The 26,937-nt window shown below is 34.3% G+C and carries 19 protein-coding genes; all 19 read right to left on the bottom strand.

All coding sequences use genetic code 11. The annotated features are described in order from the left end of the window. Positions 1 to 142 precede the first annotated feature (142 nt). The 19 genes from ACIQLB_RS03885 to smc all read right to left on the bottom strand — a co-directional run bounded on the left by ACIQLB_RS03885 (position 143) and on the right by smc (position 26,934). A complete protein-coding gene (locus tag ACIQLB_RS03885; protein ID WP_400721129.1) occupies positions 143 to 6,058 on the bottom strand; it encodes an AAA family ATPase in 5,916 nt (1,971 codons plus the stop codon). Between the two features lie 1,031 nt (positions 6,059 to 7,089). Continuing rightward, a complete protein-coding gene (locus ACIQLB_RS03890; protein ID WP_400721131.1) occupies positions 7,090 to 8,310 on the bottom strand; it encodes a tyrosine-type recombinase/integrase in 1,221 nt (406 codons plus the stop codon). 55 nt (positions 8,311 to 8,365) lie between these two features. After that, the gene (locus ACIQLB_RS03895; RefSeq protein WP_400721134.1) at positions 8,366 to 8,761 is read right to left on the bottom strand and encodes a hypothetical protein; all 396 of its coding nucleotides are present in this window, start codon (positions 8,759 to 8,761) and stop codon (positions 8,366 to 8,368) included. After that, the gene (locus ACIQLB_RS03900) at positions 8,754 to 9,776 is read right to left on the bottom strand and encodes a hypothetical protein (protein WP_400721137.1); all 1,023 of its coding nucleotides are present in this window, start codon (positions 9,774 to 9,776) and stop codon (positions 8,754 to 8,756) included. Before ACIQLB_RS03900 ends, ACIQLB_RS03895 begins: the two co-directional genes overlap by 8 nt. Then, on the bottom strand, positions 9,730 to 11,970 hold the full coding sequence (locus ACIQLB_RS03905; RefSeq protein WP_400721140.1) for a tyrosine-type recombinase/integrase: 2,241 nt from the start codon (positions 11,968 to 11,970) through the stop codon (positions 9,730 to 9,732). Before ACIQLB_RS03905 ends, ACIQLB_RS03900 begins: the two co-directional genes overlap by 47 nt. A 1-nt stretch (position 11,971) precedes the next feature. Continuing rightward, positions 11,972 to 14,314, bottom strand: coding sequence for a hypothetical protein (locus ACIQLB_RS03910; protein WP_400721143.1), 2,343 nt, complete (start codon positions 14,312 to 14,314; stop codon positions 11,972 to 11,974). Continuing rightward, entirely contained in the window at positions 14,314 to 14,892 is a 579-nt protein-coding gene (gene rnhB, locus ACIQLB_RS03915) for a ribonuclease HII (RefSeq protein WP_400721146.1), read from the bottom strand. The genes ACIQLB_RS03910 and rnhB overlap by 1 nt, the downstream gene beginning before the upstream one ends. Positions 14,893 to 15,058: 166 nt before the next feature. Next, positions 15,059 to 15,313 carry a hypothetical protein gene (locus ACIQLB_RS03920; protein ID WP_400721149.1) on the bottom strand — a complete coding sequence of 85 codons (255 nt, stop codon included), beginning with the start codon at positions 15,311 to 15,313 and terminating at the stop codon, positions 15,059 to 15,061. Positions 15,314 to 15,610: 297 nt separating this feature from the next. Next, positions 15,611 to 16,483, bottom strand: coding sequence for a ribosome biogenesis GTPase YlqF (gene ylqF / locus ACIQLB_RS03925; RefSeq protein WP_400721152.1), 873 nt, complete (start codon positions 16,481 to 16,483; stop codon positions 15,611 to 15,613). A 56-nt stretch (positions 16,484 to 16,539) separates the two neighbouring features. Continuing rightward, positions 16,540 to 17,103, bottom strand: a complete 564-nt coding sequence (lepB, locus tag ACIQLB_RS03930; protein ID WP_400721155.1) for a signal peptidase I — start codon at positions 17,101 to 17,103, stop codon at positions 16,540 to 16,542. Between the two features lie 106 nt (positions 17,104 to 17,209). Then, on the bottom strand, positions 17,210 to 17,554 hold the full coding sequence (gene rplS / locus ACIQLB_RS03935) for a 50S ribosomal protein L19 (RefSeq protein WP_049668419.1): 345 nt from the start codon (positions 17,552 to 17,554) through the stop codon (positions 17,210 to 17,212). Between the two features lie 117 nt (positions 17,555 to 17,671). Then, positions 17,672 to 18,412: a tRNA (guanosine(37)-N1)-methyltransferase TrmD gene (gene trmD, locus ACIQLB_RS03940; RefSeq protein ID WP_400721159.1), complete on the bottom strand. Its 741-nt coding sequence runs from the start codon at positions 18,410 to 18,412 to the stop codon at positions 17,672 to 17,674. Further along, positions 18,409 to 18,924, bottom strand: coding sequence for a ribosome maturation factor RimM (rimM, locus tag ACIQLB_RS03945; RefSeq protein ID WP_400721162.1), 516 nt, complete (start codon positions 18,922 to 18,924; stop codon positions 18,409 to 18,411). Before rimM ends, trmD begins: the two co-directional genes overlap by 4 nt. A 663-nt stretch (positions 18,925 to 19,587) precedes the next feature. Further along, positions 19,588 to 19,821, bottom strand: coding sequence for a KH domain-containing protein (locus ACIQLB_RS03950; RefSeq protein WP_004269410.1), 234 nt, complete (start codon positions 19,819 to 19,821; stop codon positions 19,588 to 19,590). Positions 19,822 to 19,836: 15 nt separating this feature from the next. Beyond that, complete coding sequence (gene rpsP, locus ACIQLB_RS03955; protein WP_053483320.1) at positions 19,837 to 20,109, bottom strand: 30S ribosomal protein S16; 273 nt, start codon at positions 20,107 to 20,109, stop codon at positions 19,837 to 19,839. 94 nt (positions 20,110 to 20,203) lie between these two features. Then, on the bottom strand, positions 20,204 to 21,562 hold the full coding sequence (ffh, locus tag ACIQLB_RS03960) for a signal recognition particle protein (protein WP_400721169.1): 1,359 nt from the start codon (positions 21,560 to 21,562) through the stop codon (positions 20,204 to 20,206). A 12-nt stretch (positions 21,563 to 21,574) separates the two neighbouring features. After that, positions 21,575 to 21,910: a putative DNA-binding protein gene (locus tag ACIQLB_RS03965; RefSeq protein ID WP_400721172.1), complete on the bottom strand. Its 336-nt coding sequence runs from the start codon at positions 21,908 to 21,910 to the stop codon at positions 21,575 to 21,577. Between the two features lie 192 nt (positions 21,911 to 22,102). Then, positions 22,103 to 23,356 carry a signal recognition particle-docking protein FtsY gene (gene ftsY / locus ACIQLB_RS03970; RefSeq protein ID WP_400721175.1) on the bottom strand — a complete coding sequence of 418 codons (1,254 nt, stop codon included), beginning with the start codon at positions 23,354 to 23,356 and terminating at the stop codon, positions 22,103 to 22,105. After that, entirely contained in the window at positions 23,353 to 26,934 is a 3,582-nt protein-coding gene (gene smc / locus ACIQLB_RS03975) for a chromosome segregation protein SMC (RefSeq protein WP_400721178.1), read from the bottom strand. The genes ftsY and smc overlap by 4 nt, the downstream gene beginning before the upstream one ends. Positions 26,935 to 26,937 lie beyond the last annotated feature (3 nt).

Below are 26,937 nucleotides of genomic sequence, written 5' to 3' on the forward strand. Positions count from 1 at the left end.
GAGAAACTTCACAATCTTAACGTTCCTCAACAATCTGGCCCTATTGTTGAAGAATGAAAATGCACTCAAAGCGATGTTTAGGAACTTTACGTTGTAAATCCACATTTTTATGATTAAGAAATCTAGTTGACAGTATTTTAAATCACAAATACCTATCATTCATAACTTCTACTTTCTCTGCAATATAAAGGTTTAAATTTAAATCCGCCAATAATTGATCTATTATACTTTTTTTGCACAGCCATCTTCCCATTACTGGCTGTCTATAATAATATTCCCTATTATTTTCTCTAGTTGGATTAGTATAATATTCAAAATACATTACTTCTATACCTTCTGCATTTTCCCATCTTAAAGAGTTTCCATTTACCGGTTTCAAATCTAACATTTCAATTAAAAATATTGATGGATATAACATCGTACTACCATATACAAATATACTCGTCCCTATTATTTCATTTACTAAAGATACACCAGTACTATCTAAGTATTCATCTTCTATTTCAAACATTTCTACTCCTGAATTAAAGCTACCTGTAATAAATGTTCTAGAATTAATGGACTTCTTTATTTCATATCCCTTTATTAATGTGTCTTTAGATATTACTTTATTAGATTCCAAATAGACGATACCTTCTTTTGTTTTCGTAGGAAACCAGATTGCCCCCCCGATTAAAGTCATCTCATCTTGAATATCTTTATATAGAAGCTTCTTTAAAAAGGGTTTACATTTTAATAGTTGTCCTTCTTCAATATTCATGCTAAGTTGTTCTTCTATTTCCCATTCTGAATCATAACTTACTGTAGGAACCCTACTAATCACCCAAGGATCATCCATATTTAACAATGTTTGTGCCTTATATCCAACTGGAACGAAAGACCACCTTTTTTTCATCTCTTCACCATATAAAATATTCATATCAAGTTCTGAATAGCTAGATGGATAAAGTAAAGAATCTCCATCTCGAACATGACTTCCCCATGTTTTTTGGCGAACTATCTCTTTATCTTTATTTTTATTTATAAAGTATCTAATATCATCATTATCAATCCCATTCAGCATCTCCATCACACTTAAAAACCTTAATGCATGTGTACTTATTCTACTTTTATCAAATATCCTTGGTATATTTTTATTCAATTGATATTCAATAGGTACTGCATGTTCATTTATTTTAAAATATTCTAATTCTGAACCGCTGTACCTTTTTGAAAGAATTAAATATAAATGGATTTTTTTATCTAATTCATTAGTATTTAAAAACTCCGCATAAAGGTGTGGATATACCATTTCTAATCCCTGGAGATCTTCTTCGCCCCACTTTTCCATCATTAATATTACAAACTGTTTTTGTTCTTCATTTAAAACATTCCATAATTCAGATATGTAATTAAAAGTATTAGAAAAATATTTCACTAACATATCTAATCCTAATAAGGCTATTTCAATCCTATGAATGTTTCGTGAAGTAATTTGCTCTAGTAAAATATTTATAGTGTATTCGATAAAATTCTTTGGATTAATAAGGTAACATTCTTGAGTTGAAAGCTCATATTCAAAATTTATATGATTACATCCTGTCATCCATTTTTTATGACATTTCAATTCTTCATCAAATATATTAATTAAATACTCATTTGATACCTTTTCTATCAAAAGTAACGTTATAAAATGCATATTTGATTTAAATGTATGATAACTATCTCCTATATTAAAATTGTTTAAATTATAGTTAGCTAGTTCCCATAACAATTCCTCTTTTAAAATTGGTAGAAGGCTTTTTATAATCTTTTCATTACCGGAGTTCTCCCAAGAATATGTCTCCAATTTAGAAAAAATAATAGTTTTAAATTGATATGCTACTCTATCATCAATTTCATTTCTGCTTTCAATTATGTCCCATGCTATCTCTAATGGCTTCCATCTATACACTAAATTTCTTTCAGTTTTTAAGAAATCAATAATTTCATCTGTTGTTAAAGTGGTTAAAATATCTTGTATCTCTTTTTTTTCACTTTCTAATTTAATATTATATTCTGATTCACTTGGGCTTATATATGATTTACTTTCTGATTTTAATGCTATTTTTACATGTTCCGAGGATATTTCATAAATTATATCTTCAATAGTTTCAAATCCAAGTTCCTTACCTTTTGAAATCAATTTATTATAAACTGATCCTAGCTTAATCCTATCCTCATAATTATACCAAGATAGTATTCCACAACTGAATATCCAAGCTACTTTTAACTCTTCTATATCATTAATATTTTCTATTAAAATTAATAACTCTGTATAAATTAATTCTAAAGAAAAGCGATAGTCTTCATCTACATTTCTTAATTTCCAAACATCTTGTATGCCACTTTTAGCAGCGGCTTTACTAATTTGGCTTTGAATTTCAGAGAAAGCCCTATTATTCCCTTTACTTTCAGCAATACTCGAAACCTTGTAAAGTTCAATTCCTCTAGTTTTCCATTCACTACTATTTATATCCACTATTTTTTCGAAATATTGTAATAATGGCCAGAGGGCGTATTCTTTATGATCTGAATAACCTACGACATCCCATTTCAACTTATTACTAATTTCTAAATAAAGAGATGAATTAATAGTTTTCAAATACGTTCCAAAGTTTTTATGTGTTTCTTCAAAATTTCCTTCTTTAAAAAGATTATGCCCGTCTTCTCCATATAACTGTATTAAATAGTTCTTTACTGTTGCTATATTATTATTCTCAACTAGATAATCTAAAATTATTGATTTATAAAACATTCCTAATTGTTTTACTTCAAATAAATGATGTTCTAAAATTGAGCTTAATGTTTGATTATCTAAATAATTTAATAACCTTTCTTGATTAAGAGAAACGAACAATAATATTTTAAAACTATCTCTAGAATCAAAAGAATTATGTTGTTTATTATATTCTAAAAAATCTTCATAACTTTTAATTATCGTACTTTGTTGTACTGTTCCAGCTAGCCCCAATCTACCTTCATTTATTATTCTCCCTAATAAAAATGCATGTCTAATCAATATCTTCAAATAATCATATTCATGATCTTTTCTTTCAATATCTTCTATAAGTTCATTTACCTTACTTAACTCTATCAGCATCTCCTTATTAATGGATTGATAACCAGCGATTATAGATAGAATGACCATTTTTAAATTCGTATCGTTTATAATATAATTTATTTTTTCAAATGAAGATATATCGACAAAAGGAATTTCTCTTTCATTAAAAATCAAACATACATATTCTAATAAATTTTCTTTTGATTGCTTACTATGTTTTACTAGTCCTTCTATCATTTCAATATATTCATTACTTCTTTTATTTAAAAGTAAATGCAACAGATTCTCTTTAATAGTGGTTAATGTAACTCCACCTTCGTTTACTACCTCTAAAGCTCTCATTGATTCCGAATGTTCAATGCAATATTTGAAATAACTATCGTTAAAAGTCACTATCAAATTCAATTGTTGATTAGTAATTTTTTCGAGACCTATATTTCCTCTTAATTTTAGATAGCCTTTATGTAATTTTGCAGCCAATATACCCCAAAGTTCTAGAGTATGCTCTAATACATATCTATCACCAAAATTATCATCTTCTTCTACTAAAATTACAAAATCAATAGGTGTAAACTCTTTAGTCCACAAATTATAAGTTGATTGCGCTCTTGCATTCGAAATAGACTCTTCTAACTCTAATAAATCTAAGCAAAATCCAAACATATCTCTATATACTTCAATGTTTTGCACATTTAAATTTGCTGGTCTCAACTCAAAAGGACTTAATTTATTTACATAAGATTTGTCTAAAACATTATATTCTTTATTATAATACTCAAAGTATGTTTGATGCTGAGATAGCGTAAATACAGCTAGATAAACACTATGGAACTCAATCCAATTCTTTGATTCTAATACTGCCTCGTATGCCAGAATTGCTTGCTCTTCCAAATTCTTTTTTGACATTCCGTTTGCTAATGAATGAATAATATAATCTGTATTAAACACATTAGGTATCATGGCTTTTTTTTCTGCACTCATTAATAAAGGAATGATATTTATCAAGCTATCTCTAGTTAATTCCTTAGACATATAATATTGGGCCAATTGTAAAGCGAGTGCTTTAAATTTAGGACCCTCACTATTCTTAGAAGTTAAAAATACCCTAAAATCATTATGGAACAGTACATATTCATTCTCATTTACTTTTTGTATAAGTGGATATAACAAGTCTAATAGCTCTTCCCAATCTTCTTTCATTAAACCTACCTGTATCGCTTCTTTCAAAAGGTCTATATCCAGACGACCATTCAATAAAATAATTAAACTTGCTAATAATTTATCGGGAAAGACTATTCCTAATGACTTCGAATTTAAAAAATCCGTAACAAATTTCCATATGTAGCTATAATAGTTTGTAATATCTTCACTAACATGTTTGCTGTCTAATATCTTTTTATAATCTACTAAAGTACTACATTGCTTTGCTTCTTCAATCGCAAAGACTACTGATAAATTGTTACCTTGAGTTTTCTCATAAATAAATCCTGCTAGTATTTCATTAGGGATACTGTAATCAATATTGCTTTCATCTAATAATTTTTTTATATCACCTTGTTCAAGATTTGGTATCATACAATGTTTTACTAATTCCGTTTCTTTTTTTAGCCACAAAGGATAATTTTCATAAAACTCAGCTGGCTGCCCTACTATAATAAAAACTACACCTTTTGAAATCTCTTCAGGCCTAAATAAATTATCTAAAAATGTTACCTCTTTGTTTGCTCTTGCGGCATGATCAATTCCGTCAATACAAATTACAGTTTTTGTTCCTGTTAACTCATAAAGTATTTCAGATAATCGCATAACTTCATTTCGCATCTGTTCAAGCGTACATAGTGCGTTTAAAACAGGAACACTGTACTTGTGAAGATTACCTTTTAATTTCTTTCTCAGTTGAATTAATAAATCATTCCACAAAGATTCTTGGCGACATAAACCTGCATCATTATTGTAATACTTTTGTTCTGGAGAAATAGGTTTGAATGTATGATATCTAGCAGTAAATAGATTGTGTTTTAATTGTAGATAACTTATTAAACTTGTTTTACCACTACCAGGATTACCTGAAATCCAAACCACTTTCTTATCCTCTTTTTCTACAATATCTCTAATCACTTGAGCATATATTTCTCTGCTTTTAAAAAAGGGTGTGGGATATGGTAATTCATGTTCGCCATACTCTACATCATGGTTCAATGATAAGGCATCATAAACATCTTCAACCGTTACTTTAGTATTTTCTCTTCTAGTTGTTGCCCAGAACCTTAATTTTGAACATAACTTTTCAAATAAGTTTTCAGCAATGGCTTTATTACATTTAAATGTAGTTTCTAAAGAGTTAACCATCACCTCTTCTAGTTCATCTAGCGATCCCTCATTCGACTTAATCTCCAATTTTTTTAAGAAATCAACAACTATTGAATCATCATTTATTGCAAGTTTAAATTCTTCCCATTGTATTAATAAATCTTTATCAACTAACTCTTGTTGTACATCATCAAGCGACTTCACATCTTTTATAGCCTCTAGAATACTTTCCATAAATAAAGCTAATGGCAAAGCATTATACTTCGTTTCATTAAAAACTCGAGTTGTTTTATTAGTTCCTAACTTTCGATTTGTATATAGTACTGGAACAATAGATTTGTCTTCATTTTCTGAAGCCTCTTTCCATCCGAACGCCAAAGCTCTAATTAGACTTATTTTTTCGTTTCCATTAGAAGACGTAGTACTTTCAATCAATTTACTAAACGTTAAATTAGCTCTTCCTTGATTTCCAATTTCATGCTTAACCTGATAACAAATTTCTTTTTTATTAGTGTACCCAACAACAACATCATCAATAGTATTATGAATATCAGATTGAAACATTACATATTCAATACTATTATCAGGATTTAACATTCTTATTAACTGTTCTAAACCAACATACCATTCGTACCAATATGGATCTCCAATACCTGGTGTTGTCATATAGGACCTCCCATTTCAAGAATATTTTTATATAAAAATAAGCTAGCATTTTTTAATGCTAACTTTTATGTAGATTCTTACACAACTTTTATTTATAGTTTGCAAGAACAAAGTGTTGTAGAAATTTAAAATTGCTAGCGTCGATTATTTTCTAACCCTTTAAACACTTCGTAGCTCTTTCATCACTTTCATACAACATCACAATCCGGTCCTTTGTATCAATATCAATATATTTAAGCGCAGCTTCTTTCCCAACTTTTGTTCGTTACTAGATTATATCACACACAAACTGAACAAAGTCAGCAAACATTACAAATATAGCAAAGCTAATCAAGGTGGTTATGTCAATCTGATCCTGAATTCCTAAATACTTATGAAAGTGTTTCCATTCGCGCTCACCAAAGCCCTTCATTTAAACTGAATAATCAAAAAAAACAGATGGCATAGCTAAAATTAAATACTAAGAATTAAGAGGTAATTACAGGAAATAAAAAATGGCCTCAGCACGGAATCTGCAGACCATTATATTAATTAAAAACAAAATAAATTAATAGACGCTATCATATTAGATACCTTCCTACTTAGACAACTATATAGAAATGTTTATATTTAAAAATTCTTAGTAGGCAAATGTTTTCCAATATAACCAATAAAACATTTTTTAATTGTGTCATCTGGGAAGAAGTGAATTCTCCCACAATATTTCCCTGTAAATCCAATATGATTATAAAAATAATCAGTACTGCCATCAGGTTTTTCAAATAATCGATAAGATTTTAAAGTTGGATTAGATTTAACAGTTCAGATTCTGTTCTAGCATTAAACCCCAACTGTTTAGGGTCATATAATCCATCATAGCTCGAAAAATACTGTTGGATTCTCATAAGTTTTTTTATAACTTGCTCAACATGGAATTTTTCTGGATCATTATACAATTGAGCCTTAACACTTTCACAAAAAACTAAATTTCGGAAATAATACTTCTCTTTCTTTTAATCAACACGAATGTTTTTTTATGTCCCTCTAAGTTTTCAGGATTGCCCAAACGCTTCTAATATCGCTTGGTTAACCGGATCCTCCATAACTTCTAATAACCCATTATAAAAATAACGATTTACTAGATGAACATAGTGTTTATATGTAGTTCCAATATTCTCATGCCCCATCCATTCACGCAATTCAGCATCTATTACAGCATTATACACATAAGCTTTTCCTAACATATTTGTAGCTTGTAACCTATCAAGAATAAAGTATGTCGCAAATGCGTGTCTAAACATGTATGGAGTAATTTTCTTCTCAGGACATGTATGATTTTGGGCTACTTTGTTAAAGTTATCCCTTAACATTTTCGGTGTAACGACTGTCCCATTCTCTGCTAAAAACAACACATTATTCGGAGGCATTTTCCCATTATTTCTTTCTTGATATCGTGCAGCACGTTTAACCCGTTCTGGTAACCATTTGGTACAAATAATAGCCCAAACATCTGCTGGAAAATTTATTTCTCTATCTTTTCCTTTTGATTCAAAACGAAATCTTATATCATTAAGTGCCAATAACTCTTCATCTCGATAACGTTTAAGCCCTGAATTGATTCCCACACCCATATAAGGCAGCTGAAACAACTCTTTCGGTCTTAAAGCAGTTCTCCATAACACTAAAGCTATAAAACCGTATACAACATCATCAAATAAACCTATAAGTGTTGGTATATTTTCTCGATGAATAAACTTATCTTGTTCGAGGGCAAAAATTGTACTTTTACCATTTGCTATTTCCATGCGTTTCTCTACTTGTTTTTCCATTTTGACCATTGCATTACTACCCTTAATACGAACTGTTACTTTATGTGGATCTATCTTCCAATAATGCTTATAACCCTTTTCTGTTGCCCACTTGAAAAAATAACTTAGCGTAGCTATATAATCCTCAATTGTTTTATGACTAGGTCTACCATATTGATCTCGATTATCAATTAAATAGCCAATATATGCATTTATTACATCCTCATCTGTCAATTGCCAGCTCATTGCTTTAATCCCTTGATCATCTCTCCATTGAAGGAATCTAGCCAATACAGTTGTATATTGCTTTAAAGTTTCAATACTTCTAGACCTTTTTTGTGCCAATGAAATTGCCCAATAACTAGGCCCTTCTATAACTTGAAATTCGTCATCTAAATAAATTGGAACAGTATCCTTAGGAGATACATCAGTATTTTTTAAACCATCAGAATTAAGTAGATGCATATTATCTATTTCCTTTATAAAAATATAAACTCACGAAACGAAGTTGAAGAAGTTCTCAATTAACCAATTTATCTAATTCAGATTGATATAAATTAATTACCCCTTTAACATTTTCTATCTTCTCTTTGAGTTCTCTTAAATTCAATTCATATGAGTGAATAAAATCAGCTTGGTGTGGATAATCAATCATTTCCTCATGAGAAGATTTATCTCTTAATAGCCCTTTTTCGAATAACTCCACTTCAAGTTTCTCTAACATATTTTTTAACGACGGATTTTGTCTTAACGCACTTTTACCAAACCCACACTCTTCACATATACTTAATCGTATCAACTTATCTTTCCCAGGAGTTATATACTTTTGCCAATCATCTTGTTGATTACGTAATTCGATAAACGCCTCAAATTTCTTAACGTTATTTGCTCCTCTAACTCTTCCTGATTCAGCCATTTTGTAATCCTCCTATAAGGATTTCATCGAATCCTTCGTCAAGAGTAACCTCTTCAAAAATTTCTGAAAATCTAATGATTAACTCTTTTGGAATAGTTGTGTTTAATCTAATCCGACTTTCATTCATATTTCTTTCCAAGCAATCTTGGGTATCACAAAAAACTCTTACACAAACAAACTTACAATCCGAATTTAGATTTCTTATGTACTTTAAAATAATTCTTCTTATTGATTTTGTATGATTAGTCCCATCAAAATATAAGACTGAACCCACATTTTGTGATTTATGTTCTGCAATCCAAGATGATTTACCACTTGCGAAGTTTCCACATAATACATAAACAACACTAGGTGGATAACTTTTATTAAATAAATTATTTAATTTTAATAATGCATCGTATGTTAATTCAAGCAAATCCATTGTTACTATATTTTCTCTCTGAATTTCCGAGTACACATCAATTATTTCCTTTTTTACAAACGGAACCATATTGGTGTTATATTGAGAATCTGCCATTAATCTTTTATTCTCTACCTCATAGAATTCACACCGTTCTTTGAGTTCATTTAACTCCAGTAAGATATTAGATTCTCTTCCGGCTTGTTCAGGTGTTTTTTTTGCGAGGTACATATATTTATGAAGTTGATTTAGTAGATTTTGAAATACACTATCAGCTTGAATGCTTAAATTCCCCAAATTTTCTTGACAAATTTTTAATTCATTCTCTAAACGTTGAGCTTCTATTTGCCATCTGGTTTTTTCATGATTTTTTTTGGAAGCTAATTTAAGATGTGTTGATGGCTTATTATTTTTTATAACATCACGCACTTCAACCCAATCTGAGTGTTTTGAGTAAATAGTAGCACGACTAACTCCAGAAATTTCAGCTACCTCTGTTACCGTGATTTTTTCCTTACCACTCTCTCGTAACGATGCAATCACTGAATAAACTAGTTCTAATGCTTCATTATGCTTTAATATCTTGGTTGCTATTATTATCCCTCCATAATTCAATTAACTGCAAATTCTCATTTGCGAAATCAGGAAATTTAACTTTCACGTAATCTAATCCCTTTAACTCGTATAACCTTTCAATACAGTCCTTTATTGTTTTATTTGAAAAACGTTTTTGACTTTCACTACAACTATCATTTTTTATAAAAGTAGTATGAAATCTGATAGTATCTTCAAGGTCCTCTACCGAGTTGACCGTGAATACAGACCATTTACAATCAGTAACATTACAATTACATGATTCAGGCGCTAAGTGAACTAATCCAGAATGAGTATTTGTACAAATAGCACCGAAAGAAGTTCGATGTAAAATATTTAAACCATCCTGTAATAAGATTTGAACGTATTGCTCAAGACCCTCCCAACCATCGTCATTCAATTTAGCCTTAAATAACATTGAATCGTCAGCTAATCTTTTAATCCTATTACCTGCCACACCACCAATACATTTTTTATCTAAAGCTTCTAATAATTCACTTAGTAACTCTTTATTTTGCTCTATTACAGCTATTTTAATTTCTTCAGCCATTCCTGGCATTTTCACGATATATGCAAGTGTCATTGCTAAACTTTTATGAGAAAATAACCTCTTAATGACACCAATATTATTAGGATTTTGATAAATTGCAAACATAGCAATTGTTTTACGAAATTGATGGGGATGAATATGTTCTATCCCAAGATCTTCACACCAACGTTTAAGAAATTGATTTATACTACGAGCCACAATTTCCTTCCCAAAATTTGAAAAGCAACTAACCATCAACTTCTTTGATTCTCCCCATATTCGAGCTTTTTCTGTTAAGGCTTCTAAACATTTAAATGCATTATATGCTATCTCTGGTACCGGGAGTTCTATCGGATCACCTGTTGATCCATCCGATGTTTTAGGAACTGTTATTTTAATTCGAAAATCATCTTCACTCACTTTAATTTGCCAACAATTACCTTCTTCTAGAAGATACATTTCACTATTCCGCATTCCCGTAACCAAAAAGAGAATTACAACACATGAATTTCTTAAACCATTTACAAGTTCCATGGCCTTTATCTTAAGTTTTCTTACATCATAAATAATTGCCACGTCTATACTCTCTAAATCGATTCCCAGTTCTAAAGCTGCACTTACTACTTCACTTATTTTTAATTTCCTAATGTTAGAAGTGAAAATTTCATTTTGTTTATTCCAATCGGGGTGATTTTTAACAATATCTCTAAGTTTGTTATTTAATTCCCTACTCATTGTAATCTGAGTATAATCCGTAAATTTATAGCTTTGAATATCTAATATCTCCAAATCCATTTCCAACAAATCACTAATAGCTTCTCCCCAATCAAAAGGTTGTATTTTAGCAACATCACCGCCTGCTAGATTGGGCCAAAGAACATTGTATAACTTCAAAACTTCAACTGATTTTTCTCTAATGTTATCTATACAATAAGGAATTAATTCTGAAAGTGTCTCAATTGAAATAGGCAAATATTCTCCCTTATCATCTTCTGCATTTTTAGCCAATTTCGAATATAATTCGTTATCAAACGGTTCAAAATTCAGACGATACTCTACAGGAATCAGTTTGTTCTTTGACAATCCTACCCAATGCTTAACTTGTTTAGCAAAGTCATATATTACACCAGAATTTTTCAAATCATTATTAATAAAATCTATAAAATGTTCTTTCCTTAAATACAAAGTATTTGTGAAAGTTCCATTTCCTTGAATATCAACAAAAATTTTTTGTTTATAAAGAAATCTCCCTAAGATTTGTAGTTGTTTTAAAATTCCTTTAGATGTATTAAAAGATCTTACATTTTGCAAACATGCATTTTGAGGTAAAGAATAAAATGCTATCATTTTGAGTAACCGACATAGATATTTATTTTCATTTTCAAGCAAGGATACACCATCCGAAACTTCTTTGTTCCACGAAAAAAAGCAATCATCTTTATATATTAGGCTTCCCTCTTGTCTCCAATCCCAAATAATATCTTTAAAGAAACTTAATTTACTAACCTTTAAATCTAGTATTTTCTCAAATGGGATTTCTGATAAACTATAGAAATTAATAGACATTTCATCTATTTTTTCTTCCTCGACTTGAGTATTACCAGAGTTAATCTCTTCATCTATAAGTTCTAACTTATATTTTTCTGCTATTTGTTCAATAACTCGGTCATACAGATTTTTTTGCATTCTATACTCCTCTCATTATCTTTGGTAATACAACAAAACCCATTTTAGCCAGTTCCCATGCTTTTTTTACTTGATCTTTATTACTCCAATATTCTAAAATTTGATTCCACGCCTCATACTCATCACCGTATTTAAATATCCAATCAGAAGAACCATGTATTATTTTTAACTTTTCCAAATCAAGAATGCGTCGGGCGATATATGGGAGGGCCTCAGGGAATACAATAGCTTGTTTACATAAGGAACACTTGTTAAAATATCTACAACTTTTACCTTGACCAACATAATCATCCCACCCCGGCCACGATGGGTTCTTAGCATCTTCACAAGCAAGTATATATTTTTGTGAACCCACATCTAGTAAGTTTATTATCGTTTTTTCATCCATTTGAAGTTTAAATGCTTCTTTGCTTATTTGTTTCAACTTATCTTGCTCCGTCTTTGCATCATTAATAGCGTTACGGAGGGATTGAAGTGATGTTGACTCCACTACTCGAACTTTGAAATTAGTTATATCTTCTACAAATTGCTTTTGAATCTCTTTTATTCTTAAATTAAGCACGCTGTTTGTACTTTCATCAGATATATAATGGTCTATAGATTTTTTGTTAATATGATCAATATCATCACTGATTTCAAATTCGGTTTCACCTAAAAGTTGTTTAATTGATACATATCCAGATCGAACCTTTGGATGAGAAATAGCGGTTGTATCAGAAAAATATTTAAAATTATGCCGATCAATAAACCTTTTTGTTACACCACTAAAATTTTTTTGTTCATTGAAGGATGAAGTTATGTCTTTTTGGTTTGCTGGTATAGTAAATTGCCATAAAAAACCAGTTCTATAGAAAGGGCTATCCTTATATTGAGTTATTATACTTTCAACATATTTAAGCAGTTGATAAGTATCTAACGCTTTATTTTTATTCGAACGACGTGTAACATTTAAAAATTCTCTTCCCTTTGAACCTCGGATTTTTCTTCCGTGAATTATTACATAATTTTCAGGATCTAATAAATCCGGTGTTAGATGCGCATCTACGTCATCACTTATTGAGAGTAGACTTTCAATATTCCATCCAGTATTTATTAAAGCTAGAAGAAAAAACGGGTACAAGGTATCACTTACAAAGTGTTGTGCGGCGTGGACAGCCATTTTCCCCAAGGTTCCATCAAAGAAATTAATTTTACTATTACTATTAAATACAGCACTATTAACTAGAAATGCCAATGGATCTTTATCCTTTAGAATTGTAGTGTTATCCATATTATTATAATTCAAAAAACCCTTTGCCTCGTCGAGATTCATGTAATAAGGAAATTTTGGGAATCGTTTCTTTAGTGTGCCTAAAGCTAGATTAAATTGTGATATGGCTCTTACTTGATCAGGAACTTGAGAAATTCTGGTTGCAAATGGAGAACGTCCTAATGAAGCTATTTCTACTCCTTTTTGTATGTATAAATCTTGTAACTGTTCAATTGTATACCCTAGCTCCTCCATTCCTTTCTGAGCATTGGGTGAATTTAAAATAAACCTTTTTATCAATCCTCTTTCAGATTGATTTTTCTTTATAATACTTTCATCATTTCTCTGTATGCCTTCATGAAGAAAAAACATAAGATTCTCTATATTCCATTCCTCAGTTACAAGCTCTTCATTAAGACTTAAATACACCTTATGAAAACTCTTAATATTTTTTATATCTTGTATGCAAGCATTGATTAACTCTTTCATTTCTCTAGGATGATATCCTTCAATATTACTCTCTTTTCTTCCCGGACCTGTTGGCCAAGTAAAACCTAATCCTATTGACGGATCTTCAGGAAACAGCATTTGTAATTTTTGGACAATTCGTCTAATTGCTGCAAACCATTTACGACTATGACTATCATCTGGATAAGTACTCCGTAGGTAATTTGTGAATGATTTAGCTACTATAATGTTTATTTCATTTATATTAGCTACATAATTATTGCTCAAATTGTTATCACTATTAAGAAACTCTAGAAAAACTCTAATTCCTTGAGCTATGTCTATAATAGTAGTTTTACTACAATCTGGTACAATGATTTCGTTCATACCTACAATAAGTTGTTCAATTAAAACCCTATTTCTGGAATGATTACACACTAGTTCATTGAAATCAACTGTATAGTTACTAACATGTCCTCTATCCTTTACTTGATAAGTATTTATAAGTGATACAGAAGGCAAATACTTTCTTGAGCTTGCTCTAGAAATAATGGACTCTTCAGAAGCATCTAATGTTAAAAAGTTAACATCAGATGTTTCTTCAATCTTCTTTACCACTATTTTTTTTAACTGTGCCTTTTTAGCCATTAGAACAGCTCCAATTGCTTCTCTAATAACGCACGAATAGGACCGTATGTTTTCCTATGGATAGGACAAGGACCATTCTCTTCTAATGTCGCCATATGACCTTTCGTTAAATAGCCCTTATGCTTATCAAAACCATATTGTGGATACAGCTCATGTAATTCCTTTATTACTTTATCTCGTTCAACTTTAGCTAGAATAGATGCAGCACTAATTGCAGGAATCAAATCATCTCCCTTAATGATAGCTTCAGCTGGAATATCTAAATCAGGTAATTTATTACCATCGACAAAAACTTTATCCGGCTTAATATGTAAGCTTTCTACTGATCTTTTCATACCAAGAAGTGTAGCATTTAATACATTTAGAGTTTCCACTTCCTCTAGCGAAGCAATATTAATACTCCAGCTAAGCGCTTTTTCCTTTATCTCTTCAGCTAATTCCTCACGTCTTTTAGCTGATAACTTTTTCGAGTCTCTTAATCCCTCAATAGGATTGTTCGGGTCAAGAATACAAGCTCCTACCCATACACCTGAAATTGCAGAACCTCTACCTGTCTCATCTACACCACAAATTAACATAAATTATTTCCTCCAATTAGCATCTTCTAAGTTAGCATTAAAACTTCATAGAACTTTACTCCAATAAAAAAACACCTTGTTAGGTGATTCATGACTCTACCCATTCTAGAAAACAAATTAAAGTTAGTCAAACGGATAATTGGTAACATATTATTTAGTTAGACACTCAGTTAGAAAGTAAAATAACACGCCCTGCTTCATCTACCCCCGCAATGAGTGCCCCTATCCCTCCATAACTTTGGTCAAAATCGACTTTCGCTTGATGTTCATTTACTAGTTGTTGTTTTTTCTCCTGTCGCTTTTCCCAATTTTGCCAAGCTTTTTGCACCCCTGCTCGTTCGTCGGTTGCTACAGTGGTCATCCAATCCTGCCATTCCTCCGCTTCCTTCAATGCTGCTGTAATCTCTTTAATTGTTTTCATATTACTTACTCCCTTTTGGATCTACATCAGCAGTTCGTAGCCAATGTTTGCGTTCTAATATATCTTCTCTAATTGCTTTTGAGCATTCTACTTAAATTATTAACGAAGCCGATTAGTTTTGTCTTAGTGAATAGAGAACCGTCTATTAAAATATGTATTCCCTTTTTTTCAATAGACAACTATACAATCTAATAAATTTCTCGCTCTATATCATTTATCGGCAAGAAGAAGTATTCCTAAAAGAAAAACTGCCATGCTCACAACCTTCTCAAGTGAGTATGACAGTTTTTTTACTTATTACTGCTGTGCTTCCTTTTCAAGCTGTTCGTCAACAAAGTCAAAGGTTAGTTTACCTAATTGTAATCCTCGAATATCTCGAACGATCAGTTGAGCTACTTGATCATAATCAATTTCTCCTCCAGGACCAAAAACACGTCGAAGTTTCCCAATATGATCAAAGGTTTCAACTAAATCTTCATGTATAAACTGGAAGCCATAGCGTTCTTCCATTCTTGCCGGATAATGATTGGATAAAAAGCGTAGGCCATATACAGCTAAATCCTCCATATTCGTTATCGTATCCTTTATGGCACCTGTTAAGGCTAATTTATAGCCTACTTCTTGATCTTCAAATTTCGGCCATAAAATACCTGGCGTATCGAGTAATTCAAGCTCCTTCGCAACCTTTATCCATTGCTGAGCCTTAGTTACCCCTGGAGTATTCCCTGTTTTTGCTATATTTTTCTTTGCTAGGCGATTAATTAGCGTCGATTTCCCTACGTTCGGAATTCCGACAATCATTGCACGAATGGCTCTTGGCTTCATCCCGCGTGACTTCATACGCTCAAATTTTTCTTTTAATATTTCTTGAGCAGCCTTTGTAACCTGCTGTAATCCTTTGCCTTCTAGAGAATTGATGGCTACTGCCTTATGACCTCTTTGTGCAAAGTATTCAACCCATTTACGTGTTTCCTGCTCATCTGCCATATCTGACTTATTTAAGATAAGAAGACGCGGTTTTTGACTAATCACTTCGTCTATCATCGGATTTCGGGAAGATAGAGGTAAACGTGCATCTATTAATTCAAATATAATATCAACGAGCTTTAATTTTTCTGTTACTTCTCTGCGGGCCTTTGCCATATGCCCTGGAAACCATTGTATAGTCATATCTATACCTCCTACACTAAAAGAAAAAGGGAGTGTTTAGCCCTCCCTTTCAAGAATTACTTTACAATTTTAATATCACTATAAGGCCAGAAAATCAGACTTGTATTACCAATAATCTCTTTCTGATCGACGACTCCAATAATACGACTGTCCTTACTGTATCGACGATTATCCCCCATAACGAAAACACAGCCTTCTGGAATTACTTCTAGATTTACACCAATATCTTTTAATGTAAAATCCTCTGTTAATGTACCTTCTGTAATTTTTGATTTGTAGTCATCTAAATAAGGTTCGTCTATCGGTTCACCGTTAATATATAATTGATCATCTTTATATTCCAAAGTCTCTCCTGGTAGCCCAATAACACGTTTAATGTAGTTTTTCTTCTCAGGAGCATGAAATACAACAATATCAAAGCGTTTTGGTTCACCTATTTTATAACCAATTTTATTCACAATCATACGGTCGCCATCTTCAAGGGTTGGCATCATAGATTGGCCATCTACTGCAATGGGTGTAAATAAAAAATAACGAATAATCGCTGCAATCGCAAATGCAATTAGAAGTGCCTTTGTCCATTCCCATAGTTCATTCTTTTCCTTCACCTGTTTTTCCATCGAGATTTGCCCCCTTGTCTATCCTCATTTTAGTTGATAGTTATTTATGATGACAAGCAAAAAGAAAAGGAGCTTGTTACACAAGCTCCTCACTTTTAAGTCATAATTATCGAATTTCTTTAATACGAGCAGCTTTACCACGTAGGTTACGTAGGTAGTAAAGTTTAGCACGACGTACTTTACCACGACGTACAACTTCTAAGTTAGCGATTTTTGGTGTGTGTACAGGGAATGTACGTTCAACACCTACACCATAAGAAATTTTACGAACTGTGAAAGTTTCGCTAATACCGCCACCACGACGTTTAATTACTACACCTTCGTATACTTGGACACGTTCACGAGTACCCTCTACTACTTTCACGTGTACCTTAACAGTATCACCAGGACGGAAAGTTGGTAGATCAGTGCGAAGCTGAGCTTTTGTAATCTCTGTAATAATGTTTGACATTGTTTTTCTCTCCTTAGACAGATGCTCTTGCACGCAATCTATGCCACAGCGGAACACCGTAATTCAGTACTTCACATAGAAGTACAGATTAGATGTTATCACAAATATAGATAGCAATCAAGTATCTTTATTGTTGTTTTTAAGTTTTTCTACATACAATTTTTGCTTGTCAGTTAATGGATAATTATCGAGTAAATCAGGACGACGCTCGAATGTTCTTTTCAAAGATTCTTCCGCACGCCACTGATCAATCTTTGCATGATTGCCCGATAGTAAAACATCAGGTACTTTCATTCCGCGAAATTCAGCAGGGCGTGTATAATGTGGGTGCTCTAGAAGACCCGTTGAGAACGAATCTTGTATGTGAGAATCCTCTTGTCCTAAAACCCCCGGTAGAAGTCGTACAACGCTATCTATGACCGTCATAGCCCCTAGCTCTCCACCAGTTAATACGAAGTCTCCAATTGAAATCTCGTCTGTGACAAGATGCTGACGAATACGTTCATCATAACCTTCGTAATGACCACATAAAAATACTAGTTCTTTTTCTTTCGCTAGCTCTTCTGCCTTTTTTTGAGTAAAGCGCTCACCTTGTGGACACATCAAAATGATACGAGGATTTTTTCCTTCAGTAATAGCCTCGACAGCGCTAAACATCGGCTCTGGTTTTAACACCATTCCCGCTCCTCCACCATACGGGTAATCATCTACTTGATTATGCTTGTTACCCGAAAATCCACGGAGATCAGTTACTTCCAGATTTACAGCACCTTTTTCCTGAGCTTTCTTTAATATGGATGCTCCAAAGACGCCTGTAAACATATCAGGAAATAAGCTTAACACATGAATATTTATCATAACAGGCCTTCCATTACGTATATCACAATTTTCTTCTCATCAATATTAATTTCCTTAACGATGTCTTCGATATACGGGATATAATGCTCTTTTTTAGCGCCTTTGACTACCCACACATCATTTGCACCTGTTTGAAGAATGTCTGTCACTGCTCCGATTGTTTCGCCTTCTTCAGAAACAACTGAACAGCCAATTATATCATGGAAGTAATATTCATTTGCCTCTAATAAATCATCTGACATTTGATCCTTCGTAATTTTGAGCATGCCTTCTTTGAAAGGCTCCACAAAATTGATGTTATACATTCCTTCAAAAGTTAATAAAATGAAGTTTTTATGACGACGCATTGATTCAATTGTTACCCATGTTGGCTTTTTATCGTCTTTCTTAAACGCCGCAAGCTTATTTCCTACTGCGAAGCGCTTTTCTTCAAAATCTGTTGTTGATAATATACGCACCTCACCACGAATACCATGCGTATTGACAATACGACCTACATTAAACCATTCCATTCAAATCTCACCTCGTATCAATTTCGCCTTGGCGTAATTGCGTCCGGATTTTGAATTGTGCCTAGGCCTGCACGATGCAGGTCAGTTAGCCGTTTTCGCAGGATGCGAAGGTTTTAGGCTAACATCCTTTATTCATTCCTTTCAAAATCCGTGACATCCGCCGGAGGCTTTGGGCCAACGTGATGTTGGTCACTCAGTCATTGCCACAGGACGTGGCGTTCTTAAACTGAGTTCCTCTATTTCAGCGGGTGTTTGACATCCACTGAAAAGGAATCACATCCTCATTCATCTCACCATCTTAAGAGGTGGGAGACTTATGCTGAATGAAGATAAAAATGCTAAACAAACTCATCCACGTCAAGCTACTAGCTAGCCAGATCAAAAGTAACCATCTCTCACTTTCACCTAAAGAAGCAGATTAACTTTTGATGGACGGTGTTATAGCTAAGACGTTGACCAGTCTTCCTCAATGTCATTATGTTCAATTACCTCTCAATATAATTATGATAATGAAAAAAGGAAGGAACCGGCAAGCTCCTTCCTTTTAGTCCAGATTTTACGCTTTACCTCAGAGCCACTTTGAATTCCTAAGAGCATGTAAACATACCGATCAGGAACTCTCCTGTGCTTGTTGCATGTAAAAGAGCGTGAAAATCTTTTCTATCAATCCAATATATCGACGTAGGTCTTTTTTTGATGGTGACTACCCGCCGCTGAATAAACAATTGTACGAATCGCTTTCGCTACTCGCCCTTGCTTGCCTATGACTTTCCCTCGATCCTCTGGATGAACAAAAAGTTTATAAACAATTCGATTTGCATTTTCATCCGTCTCTATACGAACTTCTTCTGGATAATCGACTAACGGTAAAACGATTGCTTCAATCAGCTGCTTCAAAGACGTCGCCCCCGATTATTTACTGAATTTTTGGTTATGGAATTTTTCCATGATACCTTGTTCTGAGAACAAGTTACGCACTGTATCTGATGGTTTTGCACCGTCAGTTAACCATTTAAGAGCTTTCTCTTCATCGATGTTTACAGTAGCTGGTTGAGTAAGTGGGTTGTAAGTACCAACTGTTTCGATTGAACGACCGTCACGTGGTGAACGAGCGTCTGCAACTACGATACGATAGAAAGGAGATTTTTTAGCTCCCATACGTTTTAAGCGAATTTTAACTGCCATTTTAATAGCACCTCCGAATAAGTTTCACACAAGATAGTATATTATCAATGTTTAGGTTGTTTGTAAAGTGTTTTTTCTTAACACCTATAAATTATTATTTAAACAATGAATCGAAGCCTGGTAGTTTCATCTTTTTCTTGCCTTTGCCACTCGCCATGCCTGTCATTTGCTTCATCATTTTTTTCATTTCTTCAAATTGCTTCAATAGACGGTTTACCTCTTGAATTGATGTCCCAGAACCCTTCGCTATACGCTTTTTACGGCTACCGTTAATAATTTCTGGATTCGTCTTTTCAGCAGGTGTCATCGAATAAATAATCGCTTCTACGCGACCCATTTGCTTATCATCCACTTTAACATTGTCTAAGCCTTTGATTTTGCCGGCACCTGGTAACATTTTCAAAATGTCTTCAAGTGGACCCATTTTTTTCACTTGTTGCAATTGTTCAACGAAATCATCGAACGTAAAGGTCTGGGTTTTAAATTTTTCCTCTAGTTCTTTAGCCTTTGCTTCGTCAACATTTGCCTGAGCCTTTTCAATAAGTGATAAAACGTCACCCATTCCTAATATTCGAGAAGCCATACGCTCTGGATGGAAAGGTTCCAGCGCATCCATCTTCTCACCCATACCAACAAACTTAATCGGCTTCTGTGTAACGGAACGAATTGATAGCGCCGCACCACCACGTGTATCACCATCAAGCTTTGTTAAAACAACTCCTGTAATACCGACTGCTTCATTAAAGCTTTCTGCCACGTTGACAGCATCCTGACCTGTCATAGCATCTACAACTAGGAATACTTCATCCGGCTCTTTTAATGCACGAATATCTTTTAATTCTTGCATTAAATCTTCATCGATATGCAAGCGCCCAGCTGTATCGATAATAACGACATCATGATGTTCTTCTTTTGCCAATTCAATTGCCTGACGTGCAATTTCTACTGGAGATACATCGGTTCCTAACGCAAAAACAGGTAGGGATAACTGCTTTCCTAATGTTTGTAACTGCTGAACAGCCGCTGGACGATAAACGTCTGCAGCAACTAGTAATGGCTTACGATTATATTTTTTACGTAACACATTTGCCAATTTACCAGTAGTTGTCGTTTTACCTGCACCTTGTAAGCCGACCATCATAATAACAGTTGGTGGCTTGGTATTAAATTTAATTGGGCTTTGCTCGCCACCCATTAATTCTGTTAATTCTTCTTGTACGATTTTAATAACTTGCTGACCTGGTGTTAAACTTTGCATAACATCTACACCGACAGCACGTTCACTGACCTTTTTAACGAATTCTTTGACTACTTTTAAGTTAACATCCGCCTCGATTAAAGCAAATCGGACTTCTCGCATCATTTCTTTAACGTCTTGTTCCGATACTTTACCTTTACCTTTAATCTTTTGGATCGTTCCTTGGAGTCGTTCCGCTAATCCTTCAAAAGCCATTGCTTTCGCCTCCTAATCCCATTCTTTCAACTGTTCTATAAGCGTTAGCTGCTCTTCTACTGTCATACTTTGTTCTGTCATCCCTGTTGTTAGCTGCGCAAGCATTTTTGTACGTTGTTGAAATTTTTCAAGTAAACATAGTTTTTCTTCATATTCTTCAAGCATCGCTTCTGTTCGACGAATATTATCATAAACAGCTTGGCGTGAAACTCCATACGATTCAGCGATCTCTCCAAGTGAGTGATCATCTAAATAATAGAGTTCCATATAACTTCGTTGCTTATCTGTTAATAATGCTTGATAAAAGTCGAAGAGAAAGTTCATGCGTGTTGTTTTTTCAAGTAGCATCGAATGTTTCTCCTCCCGTTATTAGTCATTTGTATCATAACGAAAAGCGCCCGTCTGTGTCAAGGTAATCTCCTTGTCTAAAAGCTTTAATTAACTGCTTTTTAGGCGTTTTTCACCTATAGCTAGTATTTCCCTTTTAAACAATGCGATTCACCTGTTTACAGACGAGCGCTTCAAACTACTTGTGAGCTGTTAATCCTCACTATTTTGTAATTCTTTATCTAAACCATCAGCAAATAAGCCATACACATAGCGCTCCGCATCAAATGGTTGTAAATCATCCATTTTTTCACCAAGACCAACAAACTTCACAGGAATGTGTAATTTATTTCGAATAGCAAGAACAATACCACCTTTTGCAGTGCCGTCAAGCTTTGTTAAAACGATCCCTGTTACATTTGTAGCTTCCTTAAATGTTTGTGCTTGAACAAGTGCATTTTGACCTGTTGTTGCATCTAAAGCTAATAGTACTTCATGCGGAGCATTCGGTACCTCTCGAGAGATTACTCGATGAACTTTTTCAAGCTCATTCATTAAGTTTACTTTGTTTTGTAAGCGCCCTGCTGTATCACAAATTAATACATCTGCATTACGGTTTTTCGCCGCACGAATTGCATCATACATAACTGCCGCTGGATCTGAGCCTTCCGATTGTTTAATCACTTCACAGCCTACACGGTCTCCCCAAACTTGTAATTGATCGATGGCACCAGCACGGAAAGTATCACCTGCCGCTAAAACGACTGTTTTACCTTGTGATTTTAAACGATGGGCTAGTTTACCGATTGTTGTCGTTTTCCCAACACCGTTTACCCCGACGAATAAAATTACAGTAAGTTCACCTTTAGGTTGCATATTAAGGTCGATTAAATCCGCTTCTCCTTGCTCATAAATTTCCACAAGTTTTTCAGAAATAAGCGTTTGAATACCGTTTGTATCTTTGATATTTTTACGCTGAACCTCGAAGCGTAATTTGTCCATTAGCTCCATTACTGTTTCAAAGCCAACGTCTGCCTGTAATAATAAGTCTTCTAATTCTTCAAAGAAATCTTCGTCCACTTTTCGATAACGCGCAACTAAGTCGTTTACTTTAGAAGTAAATGAATTACGCGTTTTTTCAAGTCCAGCTTTGAACTTTTGTGTAATAGACCATGCAGAAGGTTTTTTCTCCTCTACAGGTTCTTCCACTATTGCGACCTCTTGTACTTCTTGTTGCTCTTGATCTTCTATTGCTACAGGAATTTCTGTTTCAATTGGGCTTTCCGTTACAGAAACTTCCTCAACTTTTTCTATTTCATCTACAGTTTCTCCAATTTGAGCAGGCTCTGTTGCTTCGCCTTGTGCTTCGTCTTGCTTCTGTTCAGCAGCTTCTTCTTCATTGATCGCTGCTACTTTTTCATCCTCATTGCCCATCAATTTATCTTTTAAACGTTTAAAAAAACTCATGCTTGTTCGCTCCTTTGCTCCGCAAGTACGGGTTCATCTTCCAATTTTACTGATACAAGTTTAGATACGCCAGATTCCTGCATTGTAATACCATACAACACATCCGCTCCCTCCATCGTTCCTTTACGATGTGTGATCACAATAAATTGCGTGTCACGGCTAAATTTCTTCAAATATTGGCTATAACGAACAACATTTGCCTCGTCTAAAGCCGCCTCTACCTCATCGAGAATACAAAATGGTACAGGTCGAATATTTAGGATGGAGAATAATAAAGCGATTGCAGTTAGTGCACGTTCACCACCTGAAAGCAAGCTTAGATTTTGCAATTTTTTGCCTGGTGGTTGTGCTACAATTTCTATACCTGTTTCTAGCAGGTTTTGAGGATCTAATAACACTAAATCTGCCTGTCCTCCACCAAACAACTCACGGAATACACGTTTAAATTGCTCTCGAATGGCATAGAAAGTTTCGCTAAATCGCAGCGTCATTTCTTCATCCATTTCTTTAATAGCCTCATGTAATGTTTCCTGTGCAGCAAGTAAATCCTCACGCTGCTCTGTTAAAAATGAATGGCGTTCAAGTACGCGATCGTATTCCTCAATGGCGCTCAAATTAACAGGACCTAGCTCCTCTATAGATTTCTTCAGTAATTTCACTCGACGTCGCATATGCTCTTCATCTTCAATTGCAAGGGCAAGCTCCTCAGCTTCCTCAAATGTTAGCTGATAGTTTTCTTCTAGCTGTTCATTGAAATTATTGATTTCAAATTCTACGCGACTTCGCTTCAATTCATTTGCACGTATCGCTTCAAGGTAGCCTTTATGTGTACGTTGCAATTCTTTCAGCTGTTCTTCTAAAGTAGTAAGCTCTTGTTGATGTGCTATTTTTTCATCTTTTTTCTGTGAAATCGTGTCTTGCAGCGAATCTCTTCTCGCTTTCCACGTAGCAACCTGCTCAGCCACTTCTTCATCGCTTAAAAGTTTTGTCGATTCATCTGATTGAAGCCAGATTATTTCCTGAGAAATATTATCGACTTTTTGACGAGCTTTGTTTAATTGTAGGGCTAACTCTGCTGTAGCAATTTGTACTTGTGACATTTGCTCCTGCATTACCGCTAACTGCGAGCGTTTTTCTGCTGACTGCTCACGAAGTACATCTTTCTCCGATTCACTTTGTAGCTTCACCTTACTTAGTTGTTCCACTGTTTCATTTATCTCTAACAGTTCTGTTGCTAATGTCGTTAATCGCTCCGTAGCCGCTTCCTTTTGAGCTAACAATGCTTCTTCGCGTGTTTTTACATCTTGTGTTTCATTAGATGCAAAAGATACTCGTGCAGATAAGCTTTTCTCGCCAACCTCTAGTTCGCGTATACGACTCGCCTGTTGCATTTCATCTTTTCGTAGTTGCTCACCGTCAAGCTTCAATTGATCTACTTTGTCTCGCAAGGTTGCAAGCTTCTCTTTTTCAGTTGAGACAGCCTGTTCAGCACTATAAATAGACGCTTCTAACGATTCTAGCTTTACTATTAAACCATCTAATTCCGCTTTTCTTGTAAAGAGTGAAGATTGTTGTTTCATTGCACCACCAGTTAATGAACCGCCTGCATTGACGATATCACCTTCAAGTGTTACAACACGATATCTAAACCCACATAATCGAGCAATTTGACTTGCACCTTCTAAACTTGATGCAACGATGACATTGCCAAGAAGGCTCTCAACAATTGTGCGGTTGTCTTCATCAAACGTTACAAGTGCATCAGCCATTTTAACAAATGCCGGGTGCTCAGTAGCTAGCTGAATCGTAGATAGATTAATCTTCCGTGACTTGATAACTGTTTTAGGTAAAAATGTTGCCCGTCCAGCTCTCTTTTGTTTTAACCACTGAATTGCCTGTTGAGCATATCGCTCATCAGTTGTCACTATATGCTGAGAGGCTGCCCCTAATGCTGTTTCGATAGCCAGAGAATATTTCCCATCCACTTGAATTAACTCAGCAACGGCTCCTTCAATCCCAGCTAGTTCACCTTTATCACGTGCTAATAATACTTCTTTTACTCCATGGAAAAAGCCTGAAAAATCCGCTTCAAGCTCAGCTAGCGTATCTTTTCTAGCTTTTAGTTGCTGCTGATGCTGATAAGCTTTATAAAGCATATCTTGCTTTTCATTAAATGATACATTGACGTTCTTCAACTGTATTTGCAATGCTTCATATTGCTCAAGTTTTCCCTGCAATTCGTTAGATGTTGTAGTATGAGCAACAACTAGCTTCTCTTTTTCAGCTAGAATTTGCGCAAGCTCCTGCCCGATTTCATCAGTTTGATCTGACATTCTTGTCGCCATCGCTTTTTGCTGCACTAACTGTTGTTCAATATTTTTTAATTCATTTTTAACTGTTGCTTCTTCGTTTAAGGAGTCGATATATCGGTTTTTTTGTTCTTCAATTTCTTGTTCAATTTCAGAAACTGAGCGATTTAAAGATTGTTCTAATTGCTTAATGCTTTGTTTCAGCTCTGATACTTCTTGCTGTTTTTCAATGAACAATTCTTTTTTCTCTTGCTCTTGAGCTATAAGAGCCTCAACCTCACCTTTTGCTTCTTGTAATGCCGTATTCAATTGAAGTAGTTGATTCGAAGCATTTTGTCGCTTTTCAGCCATTAACGCTTTACGACCATCCCAACGCTCTACCTCCATCGTTGCATTAACAAACTCAGCCTGAGTCGTATCCAAAAAGTCATCTAGCTCTTTTAAAAGCTTACGAATACTTACAGTTTGCTTTTCTATCGAAGAAATATGATGAGCTTGTTTTTGCTCTGTTTCATATAGCTCTGTGTACTCAGCTTTCAGAGCATGCAAAGATTGTGCACAATTTTTTAAATCGTGCACAAGGATAGCGATATCAAAATCCTTTAACTCTGTTGACATTTGCACATAATCTCTTGCACTTGATGCCTGAATTTCTAACGGCTCCAGACGACTATCTAACTCATGTAAAATATCTAAAACACGATACAAATTTTCATCTGTTTCAACAAGCTTATGTTCTGCCTTTTTCTTTCTTAGTTTATACTTTAACACGCCAGCTGCCTCTTCAAAAATTGAGCGACGGTCATCAGGTCGGCTATTTAAAATTTCATCGACACGGCCTTGTGAAATAATGGAGAATGCCTCTTTCCCAAGTCCTGAGTCCATAAACAAGTCCGTAATATCCTTCAGGCGACACTGCTGGTTATTTAGTAAATATTCACTATCACCTGAACGGTATACGCGTCTTGTTACGCTGACTTCTGTATATGAAAAAGCAAGCTGTTCATCTGTGTTATCTAAAATTAATGTTACCTCTGCAAAGTTTAGTGGCTTACGTGAGTCACTGCCAGCAAAAATAACATCCTCCATCTTTGCCCCACGTAACGACTTTGCCGATTGCTCCCCAAGTACCCAACGAACGGCATCAATGACATTACTTTTTCCACTGCCATTTGGTCCAACCACTGCTGTAACACCAGGTACAAAATCAATTCCAATGCGCTCCGCAAAAGATTTAAAGCCAATCACTTCGAGTCGTTTTAGGAACATCTA

The organism is Lysinibacillus sp. NPDC092081 (assembly GCF_044755845.1).
Lineage (GTDB): Bacteria > Bacillota > Bacilli > Bacillales_A > Planococcaceae > Lysinibacillus.